Source organism: Humibacillus xanthopallidus (genome assembly GCF_044793955.1).
Taxonomy (GTDB): Bacteria; Actinomycetota; Actinomycetes; order Actinomycetales; family Dermatophilaceae; genus Humibacillus; species Humibacillus xanthopallidus_C.
This window is the reverse complement of sequence record NZ_CP084995.1, coordinates 767,074-780,813: the sequence shown is the minus strand read 5'-3', so window position 1 is coordinate 780,813 and position 13,740 is coordinate 767,074. Positions and strand designations below refer to the sequence as shown.

14 protein-coding genes are annotated in these 13,740 nt (G+C 71.1%); 3 read left to right on the top strand and 11 right to left on the bottom strand.

Annotated features, from left to right (window positions below; all coding sequences use genetic code 11):
- The first annotated feature begins 33 nt into the window (after positions 1-33).
- Complete coding sequence (locus LG278_RS03590; RefSeq protein WP_404391022.1) at positions 34-1,995, top strand: adenylyl cyclase; 1,962 nt, start codon at positions 34-36, stop codon at positions 1,993-1,995.
- A 118-nt stretch (positions 1,996-2,113) separates the two neighbouring features.
- Positions 2,114-2,836 (top strand): transporter substrate-binding domain-containing protein, encoded by a 723-nt coding sequence (locus tag LG278_RS03585; RefSeq protein ID WP_404391020.1) that lies wholly within the window; start codon positions 2,114-2,116, stop codon positions 2,834-2,836.
- A gap of 81 nt (positions 2,837-2,917) precedes the next feature.
- On the opposite strand, the gene LG278_RS03580 is transcribed toward LG278_RS03585, so the two are convergent.
- The 3 genes from LG278_RS03580 to LG278_RS03570 form a co-directional block, all read right to left on the bottom strand.
- Positions 2,918-3,370 carry a DUF779 domain-containing protein gene (locus LG278_RS03580; RefSeq protein ID WP_404391018.1) on the bottom strand — a complete coding sequence of 151 codons (453 nt, stop codon included), beginning with the start codon at positions 3,368-3,370 and terminating at the stop codon, positions 2,918-2,920.
- Between the two features lie 12 nt (positions 3,371-3,382).
- A complete protein-coding gene (locus tag LG278_RS03575) occupies positions 3,383-4,906 on the bottom strand; it encodes an aldehyde dehydrogenase family protein (protein WP_404391016.1) in 1,524 nt (507 codons plus the stop codon).
- A 373-nt stretch (positions 4,907-5,279) separates the two neighbouring features.
- Complete coding sequence (locus tag LG278_RS03570) at positions 5,280-6,512, bottom strand: GAF domain-containing protein (protein ID WP_404391014.1); 1,233 nt, start codon at positions 6,510-6,512, stop codon at positions 5,280-5,282.
- A 181-nt stretch (positions 6,513-6,693) separates the two neighbouring features.
- Between LG278_RS03570 and LG278_RS03565 the strand changes: the two genes are divergently transcribed.
- Positions 6,694-7,443, top strand: coding sequence for a hypothetical protein (locus LG278_RS03565; protein WP_404391012.1), 750 nt, complete (start codon positions 6,694-6,696; stop codon positions 7,441-7,443).
- Here LG278_RS03565 and LG278_RS03560 read toward each other — a convergent pair.
- From LG278_RS03560 to LG278_RS03525, 8 genes are all read right to left on the bottom strand, one after another.
- Positions 7,366-8,301 carry a cytochrome P450 gene (locus LG278_RS03560; protein ID WP_404391010.1) on the bottom strand — a complete coding sequence of 312 codons (936 nt, stop codon included), beginning with the start codon at positions 8,299-8,301 and terminating at the stop codon, positions 7,366-7,368. The two genes, LG278_RS03565 and LG278_RS03560, sit on opposite strands and share 78 nt — an antisense overlap.
- Positions 8,238-8,711 (bottom strand): hypothetical protein, encoded by a 474-nt coding sequence (locus tag LG278_RS03555; protein WP_404391008.1) that lies wholly within the window; start codon positions 8,709-8,711, stop codon positions 8,238-8,240. The genes LG278_RS03560 and LG278_RS03555 overlap by 64 nt, the downstream gene beginning before the upstream one ends.
- A 10-nt stretch (positions 8,712-8,721) precedes the next feature.
- Complete coding sequence (locus LG278_RS03550; protein WP_404391006.1) at positions 8,722-9,489, bottom strand: alpha/beta fold hydrolase; 768 nt, start codon at positions 9,487-9,489, stop codon at positions 8,722-8,724.
- Between the two features lie 158 nt (positions 9,490-9,647).
- Complete coding sequence (rpmG, locus tag LG278_RS03545; protein WP_404391004.1) at positions 9,648-9,815, bottom strand: 50S ribosomal protein L33; 168 nt, start codon at positions 9,813-9,815, stop codon at positions 9,648-9,650.
- A 184-nt stretch (positions 9,816-9,999) separates the two neighbouring features.
- Positions 10,000-10,914 carry an ABC transporter substrate-binding protein gene (locus LG278_RS03540; RefSeq protein ID WP_404391002.1) on the bottom strand — a complete coding sequence of 305 codons (915 nt, stop codon included), beginning with the start codon at positions 10,912-10,914 and terminating at the stop codon, positions 10,000-10,002.
- 103 nt (positions 10,915-11,017) lie between these two features.
- Positions 11,018-11,800: an ABC transporter permease gene (locus LG278_RS03535; protein WP_404391000.1), complete on the bottom strand. Its 783-nt coding sequence runs from the start codon at positions 11,798-11,800 to the stop codon at positions 11,018-11,020.
- Positions 11,797-12,438, bottom strand: coding sequence for an ABC transporter permease (locus LG278_RS03530; protein WP_404390998.1), 642 nt, complete (start codon positions 12,436-12,438; stop codon positions 11,797-11,799). Before LG278_RS03530 ends, LG278_RS03535 begins: the two co-directional genes overlap by 4 nt.
- Entirely contained in the window at positions 12,435-13,688 is a 1,254-nt protein-coding gene (locus tag LG278_RS03525; protein ID WP_404390996.1) for an ABC transporter ATP-binding protein, read from the bottom strand. The genes LG278_RS03530 and LG278_RS03525 overlap by 4 nt, the downstream gene beginning before the upstream one ends.
- Between the last annotated feature and the right edge of the window lie 52 nt (positions 13,689-13,740).

Sequence of the window (13,740 nt, the reverse complement as noted above, 5' to 3'; positions counted from 1 at the left end):
ATGACTCAACGACGAGATCGTGACAAACGGCGCATGCGAGCCCTGCGACCACTCGCCTTCATGGCCCTCGCGACCGCTCTTGCGGCCGTCCCCACCGTCGCCGTCGCCGGGGTGGGTGCGGCAGCGCCACCGGCGAATGCCGCAGCAGCCGCACCCGCAGCCGCGCCGGCAGCCGCACCCGCGGCCGCGCCGGCAGCCGCACCCGCGGCCGCGCTGGCGGGTGCGCCAGCCGTTGCGCCGAGCAGGACGCCCGACCTCGGGCCGAACGTCCTCGTCTTCGACCCGTCGATGCCACAGGCCGAGATCCAGGCCAAGGTCGACGCGATCGCGGCGCAGCAGGTGACCAACGAGATGGGCAGCGCGCGCTACGCCCTCCTCTTCAAGCCCGGCACCTACGGCATGGCCGCGCAGCCGCTCAACTTCCAGGTCGGCTACTACACCGAGGTCTCGGGCCTCGGCCAGAGCCCGGGCGACGTCGTCGTCAACGGCTCGATCTACGTCCGCAACCAGTGCAGCGCCACCGGGCACTGCATCGCGCTCAACAACTTCTGGCGCTCGATGTCCAACCTCACGATCAACGTGACGACCCCCGACTTCGGGTGCTACAGCGGCCAGTTCTGGGCCGTGTCGCAGGCGGCGCCGCTCCGGCGCGTGCACGTCAAGGGCCAGACGACGCTGATGGACTACTGCACCGGACCGTCCTACGCCAGTGGCGGATTCATCGCCGACTCGCGCTTCGACCAGGTCGTGATCAGCGGTTCGCAGCAGCAGTTCCTCACGCGCAACAGCGAGCTCAACGGCTGGAGCAACGGCGTCTGGAACCAGGTCTTCTCCGGCACGGAGGGCGCCCCCGCCGGGTGCTTCCCCGCCAGCGCGGCCTGCGGCGGCCCCTACACGACCGTCGACACCACCTCGGTGAGTCGCGAGAAGCCTTATCTCTACATCGACTCGTCCGGCGCCTACCGCGTCTTCGTGCCCGCGGCAGCCACCGACACGAGGGGCGTGTCGTGGGCCGACGGACCCACGCCGGGCCGGTCTATCCCGCTCACCGATGTCTTCGTGGCGCGGCCGTCCGACTCGGCGCAGGCGATCAACCGCGAGCTCGCCCGCGGGCGCCACCTGCTGCTCACCCCGGGTGTCTACCACCTCGACCAGACGATCAGGATCAAGCGGGCCGACACCGTCGTGCTCGGCCTGGGCCTCGCCAGCCTCACCCCCACCGCCGGGCAGGTCGCGATGAGCGTCGCCGACGTGCCCGGTGTCGCCATCGCCGGCATCACCTTCGATGCCGGCCCGGTCAACTCCCCCGTGCTGCTCCAGGTCGGCACCCAGCGCGCCGCCCAAGGCCAGGGTCCGAGCCGAGCCGGCTGGAGCGACGCTGGCAACCCCACCGCCCTGCAGGACGTCTTCTTCCGCATCGGCGGGCCCTACCTCGGCAAGGCCACGGTCAGCCTCGAGGTCAACAGCGACCACGTCCTGCTCGACGACATCTGGGCCTGGCGCGCCGACCACGGCAACGGTGGGGGGTGGAGCGACAACACCGCCGACACCGGGCTCGTCGTCAACGGCGACCACGTCACCGCGACCGGCCTCTTCGTCGAGCACTACCAGAAGACCGAGGTCATCTGGAACGGCGAGCACGGCGAGGTGACCTTCTTCCAGAACGAGAAGCCCTACGACCCGCCGAGCCAGGCAGCCTGGATGTCGGCACCCGGCAAGGAGGGCTACCCGGCCCTGCTCGTCTCCCCCGGAGTCGAGCACTTCTCCGGCACGGGCATGGGCTCCTACAGCTTCTTCAACCAGGGCCTCGACATCTTCGCCGCCAACGCGTTCGAGGTGCCCGTGACGCCGGGAGTGCGGCTGCACAACCTGCTGACGGTCTTCCTCGACCCGGTCAACGGCAAGGGAGGCATCCGCAACGTCGTCAACGGCGTCGGCGGCCCGTCCACCATCGCCAACGCGTCGACCCCGGTCACGGTCGTCGACTACCCGTGAGGCACCTCCCCGGTCCGGTGGCCCCGTGCCGCCGGGCCGGGGGGGCTTCCCCACCCCGTATGCCGTCCGGCGGGGAGCGTCGCGCGCGCACCGTCGCGGCTCGGCCTAGAGTGGCCCGATGAGCGCCGACCTGACTGCCGTTGCCCGTGACCTCGCGCCTTCCGGGACACTGAGGGCGTCGATCAATCTCGGCAATCCCGTTCTGGCGCAAGGCAGCTCGGACTCGCCGTCCGGCGTGACCGTCGACATCGCGAGCGAGATCGCGGCCCGGCTCGGCATCCCGGTGTCGTTCGTCTGCTTCGACGCCGCCCGGAAGTCCTTCGAGGCGCTGACCTCGGGGGCGGCGGACCTCTGCTTCATGGCCATCGAGCCCGCGCGCGCGGCCGAGGTCGACTTCACCGCTCCCTACGTGCTCATCGAGGGGGTCTATGCGGTAGCCGAGGACTCACCGATCCGCTCCGTCGCCGAGGTCGACCGGCCGGGCGTGCGCATCGGGGTCAAGGAGGGCTCGGCCTACGACCTCTACCTCACCCGCTCGCTCGAGCACGCGAGCCTCGTGCGCGGCTCCGAGGGGGCCGACGTCTTCGCCGAGCAGGGTCTCGAGGTCGGCGCCGGCATCCGACAGCCGCTCACCGCCTTCGTCGCCTCGCGGCCCGGGCTGCGCCTCGTCGACGAGGCCTTCATGCAGATCCGGCAGGCCGTCGGCACGACGAAGGGGCACCACCCCGACACCGTGCAGTTCGTGCACGACACGGTCGAGGAGCTCAAGGCCAGCGGGTTCGTGCGCGATGCCCTCGACCGGTCGGGCCGCGCGGACACGACGGTCGCCCCGCCGGCCTGACCGCCGACCTCAGCCAAACGGCATACCTGAGCGCGCGGCTCAGCCACGCGGCATACCGGAGGGTGCAGCCGCGCGACGCCGTCAGACGCGCGGCGACGTGATGCCGAAGGCCGTCAGCTCGTCATCGGTGAGCAGCCGCGAGCGGATGAGGAAGCGCACCCCCTCGGGTGCCTCGACGGAGAAGCCGCTGCCGCGCCCCGGCACCACGTCGACGGTCAGGTGGGTGTGCCGCCAGTACGCATACTGCGACACCGACATCCAGAACGGCACCGGCGCCGGGAGTCCGTCGACCGCGAGGTCGCCAAGGTGCACGTCGGCCTCGCTCGTGATGAAGTCGCCGTCGGGGTAGCACATGGGCGAGCTGCCGTCGCAGCAGCCGCCGGACTGATGGAACATGAGCGGCCCGTGCAGGCCGGTGAGGCGGCGGAGCAGGTCCGCCGCCTCACCGGTGAGGTCGACCCGGTGGGGGGAAGCCGAAGCATCGCCGGGTCGGCCCGTCTGGGCCCCTTCGTGACCGTCGGGGTCAGGGGTCATGTCACGTCCCGGTCAGAAGAAGCCGAGAGCATCGGGCGAGTAGGAGACGAGGAGGTTCTTCGTCTGCTGGTAGTGGTCGAGCATCATCTTGTGGTTCTCGCGGCCGATGCCCGACTGCTTGTAGCCCCCGAAGGCGGCGTGGGCCGGGTACTGGTGGTAGCAGTTGGTCCAGACGCGACCGGCCTTGATGCCACGGCCCATCCGGTAGGCGCGTGACCCGTCACGGGTCCACACCCCGGCGCCGAGGCCGTAGAGGGTGTCGTTGGCGATCGACAAGGCGTCGGCCTCCGAGTCGAAGCTCGTGAGCGAGACGACGGGTCCGAAGATCTCCTCCTGGAAGATCCGCATCGAGTTGTCGCCCTCGAAGACCGTCGGGGCGACGTAGTAGCCCTCGGCGAGGTCGCCGTCGAGCACGTTGCGGTCACCGCCGGTGAGGATCTTCGCGCCTTCCTGCCGGCCGATGTCCATGTAGGAGAGGATCTTCTCGAGCTGGTCGTTGCTCGCCTGGGCACCCATCGTCGTGTCGGTGTCGAGCGGGTTGCCCTGCACGATCTTCTCGACGCGGGCGATGGCGTCGGGCACGAAGTCGGCGTAGATCGAGCTCTGAACGAGAGCCCGCGACGGGCAGGTGCAGACCTCGCCCTGGTTGAGCGCAAACATCGTGAAGCCCTCGAGGGCCTTGTCGTAGAAGGCGTCCCGCTCCTGTGCGACGTCCTCGAAGAAGACGTTGGGGCTCTTGCCGCCGAGCTCGAGGGTGACGGGGATGATGTTCTGCGAGGCGTACTGCATGATGAGCCGGCCGGTCGTCGTCTCGCCGGTGAAGGCGATCTTGGCGATGCGCGGGCTGCTCGCGAGCGGCTTGCCCGCCTCGACGCCGAAGCCGTTGACGACGTTGAGCACGCCCGGGGGCAGCAGGTCGCCGATGAGCTCGACGACCTTGAGGATCGACCACGGGGTCTGCTCTGCAGGCTTGAGCACGACGCAGTTGCCGGCGGCGAGGGCCGGGGCGAGCTTCCACACGGCCATGAGGATCGGGAAGTTCCACGGGATGATCTGACCGACGACACCGAGCGGCTCGTGGAAGTGGTAAGCGACGGTGTTCTCGTCGATCTCGCTGCTCGAACCCTCCTGTCCCCGAAGGACGCCCGCGAAGTAGCGGAAGTGGTCGACAGCGAGCGGGAGGTCTGCGGCGAGGGTCTCGCGCACGGCCTTGCCGTTCTCCCACGACTCGGCGACGGCGAGCGCCTCGAGGTTCTCCTCGAGACGGTCGGCGATCCGGTTGAGGATGAGCGAGCGCTCGCCGAGCGATGCCTTGCCCCAGGCGGGGGCGGCGGCATGGGCGGCGTCGAGGGCGGCCTCGATGTCCTCCTCGGTGCCGCGGGCCACCTCGCAGAACGGCTTGCCGTTGACCGGCGAGATGTTCTCGAACCAGAGGCCCTTCTTCGGGTCGACCCAGTTGCCGCCGATGAAGTGGCCGTAGCGGTCGAGCAGCGAGACGAGCGAGTCCGGCGATCCGGGGGGTGCGTAGACGGTCATGTGTTCTCCCAACGTCATTGGTGGCCCCCGCCCGGCGTGCTGGCGAGGTGTTGGGCGAGACGCTAGGTGGCGCAACGTTGCAACGACGTTGCGTCGGCCCCGGCTCCCCGTCGACCCTTCGCCGGTGGAAAGTGCCCACTCGACGGCCCTCACAGTCGAGTGGGCAGTTCGCACCGCAGGGTTTGGGTGGAAAGTGCCCACTCGACGGCCCTCACAGTCGAGTGGGCAGTTCGCACCGCAGGGTTTGGGTGGAAAGTGCCCACTCGACGGTCCCTACGGTCGAGTGGGCAGTTCGCACCGCAGGGTTTGGGTTGGAAAGTGCCCACTCGACGGTCACTCACGGTCGAGTGGGCAGTTTGCACCCGCTGAGGGGTCAGACCGCGCCGAGCTCGCGGTCGAGGCGGGCGATCTGGTGCTGGACGAGCGGGATGAGCGGCGAGGTCGGGCCGAGCGAGGCGGCCTGGGCCTGCCACATCTCGTAGTCGTCGGCGCCCCACGACGCGCGCGTCCACGCCGACATGAGGTCGGCTCGCCCGCTGTGCAGCAGAGCGAGCCGCAGGTCGCCCTCGACGTCGCTGCGCAGGCGCACGACCCCGGGGGCGACGGATCGCGGCAGAAGCGGACCGCGATAGGCGCGCAGGGCACTCGCGAGGTCACCCGCCGCGAGATGCGCCTCGACCGCGAGCCAGTCACCGCTCACCTCGGCGACGAGGCGGTAGGGCCGCGAGGCGAGCAGGGCGTCACCGAGCAGGCTCCGCAGGCGGCCGAGCTCGACCCTCAGGGTCGACGCATTGCTGTCCTCCTCGTAGAGCAGGATGTTGAGCTCGTCGCCGGACAGCCCCCGGGCCGCAGACGCGAGGAGCAGCAGGATCTCGCTGTGGCGCGGGCTCAGGCGGAGGGTCTCACGCCGACCCCGGCCGTCGTCGATCGTCAGCAGGGCGTCGTTGCGCCCGAGCGCCTCGACGAGCACCGACAACGTGCCCTGCGATGCCACCCCGGTCGCGGCCCGCCCGCTGACGAGCAGCTCGCGCGCCAGCTCGGCCTCGGCCATGCGGGCCGCGGCCCGCACCATCGCCATCGTCTGCGGCACGACGATCTCGTCGCCACCGGTGATGTCGAGCACTCCGAGGATGCTCTGGTCGGACGGATCGTGGATCGGCACCGCGGCGCAGCTCCACCGCTGCACCGACCGGCGGAAGTGCTCGACCCCCAGCACGTTGACCGAACGGTCGAGGCGCAGCGCCATGCCGGGCGCGTTGGTGCCGGCGAGGCGCTCGTCCCAGTTGCTGCCCTCGACGAAGCCGATGCTCTCGGCGCGGCGCAGCACGCTCGGCGTGCCGCACACCCAGAGCAGCTGTCCCGACGCGTCCGACACCGCCATGACGGCGTCGCAGTCACGCGCCGCCTGGCCGAGCACGTCGTCGAGCAGCGGGAAGACGGCGGCGAGCGGGTGGGCCTCGCGGTGGTCGCGCAGGGCGTCGGCGGGCAGCGTGATCGGCGCCTCGACCCGGTCGACCTCGACCCCCGCCGCGGCAGAGCGCACCCAGGAGTCGGCCACGTGGGCGCGCACACCGCTGCCCTCGACCGGCTCCGACGTCTCTGTCATGACGCGATTGTGCACACACGCCGGCCCGGGCCGACAGTGCCCGTGTCATCGGGCTGTTCAGGGTTTGCGCGGAGGGGGTGGTCAAGAGCCCGAATGAGGCGCACCATGAAGGGACCTGCCGGGGCCTGCCCCGAGCTGCCCGAGGACCAGCGACAGCACCGCGCGAGGAGCCACGATGTCGATGTCACGACGAGCCCCCTTCGTTCCCGACGGCGTGCCCGTGCTCTCACGGGGTCGGCACCGCACCCCGCGCAAGGGCGCCTGCTTCATGGAGATGGCCTCGTTCCTCGCCGGTGAACGATGGAGCGACCACCCCTCGTGCACGCACCCCGTGCTCGCCACGCTGGCGCGGTGCGTCAACGACATGCTCGACGACACGAGCCGCCAGCGCATCGGCACGATGATCCCCGAGGTCGTGGGGCTCAACCCGCACGACGACCGGGTGGCCGCAGCCCTCGTGCTCTCGGCCTCCCGAGCCGCCCTGCCGGTGGCCGCCGAGGAGCGCCAGAACATCATGGCCCTCGCCATCATCAACGCAGAGGGCATCCTCGCCGAGCGTGACGGCCGCGAGCCCGGGCAGCTCTCCAACACCTCACGAGCCGCGCTCACCCGGGCTCCGGCGGCCGAGCGCTGGGCGCGAATCCACTTGGCCCGCACGGGCTTCAACTCGGCCGCGCTGCGTCCGGCCAACGCCTCCAAGATCGTCGCGCTGGCCGTCGACGGCGTCGCCCGTGCCTGCATCGACGACCCGGAGGAGCGTCTCGTGCAGATGCTCCGCGATGGCATCGACGTCGTGACGGCCTTCGCCCCGCTCGCTCCCGTTCACCAGGCTCCGGCGCGGCAGCCCGCGGGCTCAGACGGTCCAGCGGATCGGCAGCCGCTTGACGCCACGCTGGAAGTTCGACCGCAGGCGGACCGGCTCTCCCGCTGACTCGATCCACGCCGTGCGGGCCAGCAGCTCGCGCACGAGCGTGCGCATCTGCACCCGAGCGAGGTGGGCGCCGAGGCAGAAGTGCGGACCGTGGCCAAAGGACAGGTGTGCCCGGGCGTCGCGGGCGACCTCGAAGCAGTCGGGCTGCTCGAAGACGGCATCGTCCCGGTTGGCCGACGCGAACGACACCACGACCTTGTCACCGGCAGCCACCGACTGACCGGCGATCTCGGTGTCGCGCGTCGCCGTCCGGCGAAACACCATGACGGGTGTCCACCAGCGCAGCATCTCCTCCACCGCAGCCGGTATGCCGTCCGGCTCGGCGCGCAGTCGTCGCTGGGTGTCGGGGTGCTCGAGCAGCGCGATGAGCCCGCCGGGGATGCCGTTGCGCAGCGTCTCGTTGCCCGCGACGGCAAAGAGCCAGAAGAGGTTCTCGAACTCCTCGACGCTCACCCGGCCGTCAACACCGCGACCGTCCGCGGGCCCATCGTCACGCTGGGCCATGAGGATCGACATGACGTCGTCGCCGGGGTCGGCACGTTTGCGCTCACCCAGCGCGGCGGCATACGCGTAGAGGTCGGGCATGCCCGAGCGGGTGCGCGGGTCGGGCATCCGGCCACCGGCGTCCGGTCCGGGACGCAGGGCGAGTGCGGCCCGGGCGAGGTCGGTGCCGCGCGCCGGGTCGAAGGTCGCGCTCACGGCGTAGTCGGGGTCCTGCCAGCCGATGACGCGGTTGGACCAGTCGTAGAGCAGTCCGCGGTCCTCGGGCGGCACTCCCAGGACGTCGGCGAGCGTCAGGAGCGGCAGGTCGGCCGCGACGTCGCGGGCGGCGTCGACCTCGTGCGGCCCGGCGAGCATCCGGTCGACGATCGCGCTCGCGTGGCCGGCGATCTGGTCCTCGAGCGCTGCGACGGCCCGTGGGGTGAACGACCGCGAGAGCATCCGGCGCAGCCGTGAGTGCTCGGGCGGTCCATGTTGAGCATCATCCGGCGCACGTAGGCGAGGTCGCCGTCGGTGGCGGGGTCACGGATCTGCGTGCCACCGAGGTGCGAGGAGAAGGTCGCGGGGTCGCGCAGCACCCGCGTCACGTCGACGTGCCGGAGCACGAGCCAGTAGCCCGGACCCTCGGGCCAGCCCGCCTGCTCGGGCTCCTCGACGCGCACGATGCCGTGCTCGCGACGGAGCTCGGCGAGCACGGCATACGGCACGTCGTCGACGTAGGTCGAGGGGTCGTGCAGCATCGCGGTCAGGGCAGCGAGGTCGGCCACCACCGCGAGGTCAGCCCTCGGGCAGGTCGGCCACGAAGCCGTTGACGAGCGTCGCCAGGTGCACCGGCGCCTCGAACATCGGGTAGTGCCCGGCGTTGGCCACCACCTCGAGCCGAGCGTTCGGATAGAGCGGCATCCACGTCTGGGTGACGGTCTCGGCGCCGAGGGCCGGGTCGTGCTCGCCCACGGCCACGAGGACGGGCAGCTCGCTGCCGCGCACCTCGTCGGCGAAGTCGGCACCGGCCCACGCGTCGAGCACGCGGGCGAAGGCGTCGACGTCACTGTGTGCGAGCGACCAGTCGACGATGGCGTTGACGAAGACGGGCGTGTTGCGGTTGCCCGTCGTGAAGTCGATGATGCCGAAGCGGTTGTCGCGACTCTCGGCGGCTCCCCAGAACAGACCCCGCCCAGCGTCGTCGAAGGGTGTCGGCATCGCGCCCACCGGGGTCACCCCGACGAGCCCCTCCACACGGTCGGGTGCGAGGGCGAGTACCCGTTGGATGACGGCGCCGCCCATCGAGTGCCCGACGAGCGTGAAGCGATCGGCACCGAGCTCGTCGGCCACGGCGAGCAGGTCGCGCGCGGACTCCTCGAGCGACTGGTCGCCCTGCTCACCGCGCCGGTCGCCGAAGCCGCGCACGTCGGTGAAGACCCACCGGGCGGCGTCGCGGTCGAGGTAGTCGACGAACGGGCCCCAGCCGGCGGCAGAGCCGAACCAGCCATGGGTGAGCAGGACGGTGCGTGGGCCGGACCCGATGACGTGGTGGGCGATCGACATGACTCTCCTTCGACGGTGAAGTGAAGCGATGCGGTGTCCCGAGCCTAGATCCACCCGCCTCATCGAAAGAGCAGTTCGCCCCCTCGGTGCGTCCGCGCAGGCTCACGCGGACGGGGGCGAACTGCTCTTTCGATCGGGGTCAGGGCGTCTCGCCGGGGTCAGCGGGTCTCGCGGAAGTCGACGTGCTCGCGCGCGACGGGGTCGAACTTGCGCAGCACGAGGCGGTCGGGCTGGGAGCGGCGGTTCTTCGTCGTGACATAGCTGAAGCCGGTGCCCGCCGTCGATCGCAGGGTGATGACGGGTCGCACGTCGGTGCGCTTGGCCATGGGTTCTCCTCGAGGTCTCGGTCGCACGATGGGTGCGACCGTAATGAGAACCATTATCGGTTAGTCTGCATTCCCGGGGCTCCCCCGGGGACGGCAGAGGCCCCCGCATCCGACGCGGGGGCCTCTGTCGTGCTGGTGCCGCGACAGCCGGGCTAGCCGGATCGGCAGGCCCGGCGCCGCAGGGTCAGGAGGCGAGCCAGGTCTTCGCGACCTCGCTGGCGTCCTTCTTGTCGACGACGACCTGCTTGACCATGTCGGCCAGAGCCGGGGTGTCGAGCTTGGCCGAGACGGCGTTGAGGGCCTCCTTGAGCGAGTCGGCCTTCTCGGTGCGCACGAGCGGCACGACGTTGTCGGAGCCGAAGAGGCTCTGCGGGTCCTCGAGCACGACAAAGCCGTTCGCGACGATCGACGGGTCGGTGCTGAAGATGTTGGCCGCCTTGACCTGGCCGTTCTTCAGCGCCTCGACGCTCGCCTGGCTCTGGAGCGGGCGGAACTCGTTGGGCACGATGTTGTAGACCGACTTGAGGCCGACGAGGCCCTGCTGGCGGGTCTTGAACTCCGGCGGAGCACCGATCGAGAGCTCGGCCTGGTGGGCAGCGAGGTCGGGGATCGCCTTGAGCGACCACTGGCTCGCGGTGTCCTGGGTGACGACGAGGGAGTTCTTGTCCTCGGCCGCGGACTTGTCGAGCACCGAGAGGCCCTCAGGGAGCGCCTTCTCGAGGGCGGCGAAGACCTCGTCGGGCGCCGTCACCTTGGCGTTCTGGTCGAAGTAGTTGAGCAGCGAGCCGGTGTATTCCGGCAGCACGTCGACCTCGCCGCCGGTGATGGCCTTGAGGTAGGTCTCGCGGCTGCCGATGTTGAACTGGCGCTTGACCGTCATGCCCTCGGCCTCGAGGGCCTGGGCGTAGATCTCGCCGAGCAGGGCTGCCTCGGGGAAGTCGGCCGAGCCGACCGTCACCGAGCCGGCGGCGCCCGTCGCCCCGCCGGTCGAGCCGGCGCTGGTCGCCGGGGCGAGGGGGTCGCCGCCGCCTCCGCAGGCTGCCAGGGGCACGGCGGCGGCGAGGAGCAGGCCCGCGGCGAGGATGCGCGTGCGTGTCATGTTCGGTCCCTTTCGGATGGGGACCCGGTCGGCGGTGGCGCTGATCGGGTCCGGTCGTGCTGTCGGTCGTGCAGATGATCGGTCACGGGGGTGGTGCGGTGGGTCAGGTGCTGGTGCCAGCCGGGCTGATGGACCGGGCCGGATCGCCCGGAGCGGGGCGTGAAGCGGCCCCGGTGCGCGAGGACCGTGACCGGGCAACACGCGCGGACCGCCCGGAGATTCCCGGCGAGACGGCATACCTCTCCAGGGCGGCGAGGAGAAGGTCGGCCACGAGCGCGAGGGCGGCGACGAGGATGGAGCCGCAGACCATCTGCACGTAGTCGCGCGAGGCCAACCCGTCGATGAGGTAGCGGCCGAGGCCGCCGAGGCTGACGGAGGCTGCGATCGTCGCAGTGGCGATGACCTGCAGCGTCGCGCTGCGGAAGCCCGACAGGGCGAGCGGCAGCGCGCAGGGTAGCTCGACCCTCGTCAGCACCTGCCACCCGGTCATGCCCATGCCGCGCGCCGCGTCGCGGGCGGCGGGGTCGACACTGTCGATGCCGGCGTAGACGCCTGACAGCAGGGGCGGCACGGCGAGCAGCACGAGCACGACGATGCTCGGGATGACGAAGGCGAGGTCGCTCTGGATGAGCGGGCCGACGAGCATCGACACGGCGAAGAGCAGGCCGAGGCTGGGCACCGCCCGCAGGGCGTTGGCGCCGGTGACGAGCCAGCGCAGGCGACCCGTGTGGCCCACCCACGCACCGAGTGGGATGGCGATGACGAGGCCCACGAGCAGGGTGATCGCGGTGTAGACGAGGTGCTCGGTCAGGCGGTTCGGGATGCCGTCGGCGCCCGACCACTGGGCGGGGTCGGTGAACCAGGCGGTGATCTCGGCGAGGTTCATGCCGCCACCGCCCGGGTCCACGGAGTCAGCACGCGTGAGATCACCTGGATGACGAGGTCGAAGACGAGCGCGAGGATGAGGCAGGCGACGATGCCGACCCACACCTCCGTGGGGAAGGAGCGGGCATAGCCGTCGGTGAGGAAGTAGCCGAGCTGCGAGATGCCGATGAGCGAGGCGACGCTGACGATGCTGACGTTGCTCACGGCGGCCACCCGCAGGCCGGCTGCGATGACCGGCACGGCGAGCGGCAGGTCGACGGCGCGGAACCGGGCGAAGCCGCCGTATCCCATCGCGATGGCGGCCTGCCGGGTCGACGGGTCGACGGACGAGAGACCGTCGGCGACGGTGCGGGTCAGCAGGGCGACGGTGTAGATGGTCATCGCGACGACGACGTTGAACGGGTCGAGGATCTTCGTGCCGAGGATCGAGGGCAGCAGGATGAAGAGCGCGAGGGACGGGATCGTGTAGAGCAGACCCGTCGTCGTCAGCAGGGTCGCTCGCAGCCACGGGGTGCGGTTGGCGAGCCAGCCCAGTGGCAGAGCGATGAGCAGGCCGAGCACGAGCGGCAGCCCGGCGAGCCAGGCGTGCTGCCCGGCGCGGAAGAGGATGTCGCCGAGGTGGTCGAGGGCCCAGGTCACCGCGCGGTCGCCCCCTCGGCCGTGGGATCGGCCGTGCGCTCGGTCGTGGGCTCGGTCGCGTCGTCAGCGGCACCGGGCCGGCCGTCGCCCCGCACCTGGCCAGCCGTGCCGGCGGCGCGGCGGGCCTCGATGGCGGGGACGACCTCGGCGGCGGTGATCGTGCCGACGAGCCGGCCGTCGTCGCCGGCGACTACTCCGCGACCGCTGGGCGAGGAGAGGGCGGCGTCGAGCAGGGCCCGGAGGGAGCCCGAGGTGGAGGCGACCGTGCCGCCACGGTGCAGCAGGTCGCGGGTGACCTCGCGGTCGACGGCAGCCGATCGCACCCAGCCCACCGGCTCCCCCTCGTCGCCGACCGCCAGTACCCACGGAGCCCCGATGGCTCGCACGTCCTGCGCCGAGGCACCGAGACGGACGGTGGGCTCGTCGGCCAGCGACAGCTCGGGGGCGTCGGCGAAGGACAGGGCGCGATAGCCCCGGTCGCGGCCGACGAAGCCCGCCACGAAGTCGTCGACGGGGTCGGCGAGCAGCTTGGCGGGCGAGGCGAGCTGGGCCAGGACGCCACCGACCCGCAGCACGGCGACCTGGTCACCGAGCTTGACCGCCTCGTCGATGTCGTGCGTGACGAAGAGGATCGTCTTGCCGAGCTCGGACTGGAGCCGGAGGAACTCGTTCTGGAGCTGCTCGCGCACGACGGGGTCGACGGCCGAGAAGGGCTCGTCCATGAGCATCACGGGCGGGTCGGCCGCGAGCGCGCGGGCGACCCCGACACGCTGCTGCTGACCCCCCGAGAGCTGGGCCGGGTAGCGGCGGGCCATGGCGGGGTCGAGGCCGACCCGCTCGATGAGCTCCATGGCGCGGGTGCGCGCCTCACGCTTGTCGACGCCGAGCAGCCGGGGCACCGTCATGACGTTGTCGACGACCGTGCGGTGCGGGAAGAGCCCCGCGTGCTGGATGACGTAGCCGATGCCGCGACGCAGCTCGGCGACATCCATGGTGGCGGTGTCGCGGCCGTCGACGGAGATGGTGCCCGAGGTGGGAATGATCATGCGGTTGACCATGCGCAGCGTCGTCGTCTTGCCACAGCCCGACGGCCCGACGAGCACGGTGATCTGGCCGGTCGGTGCCTCGAGCGTGAGGTTGTCGACGGCGACCGAGCCCACGCCGCCCCCGTCGTCGCCGCTGCCGTCGGACTCGCGCGAGCCGCTCGGGGCGCCGCCATATCGCTTGGTCACGCCTTCGAAGCGGATCATGTCGATCAACGTACCCGCGAGGGCCGACACGGTCTCGGTCGTCCAACCCTCC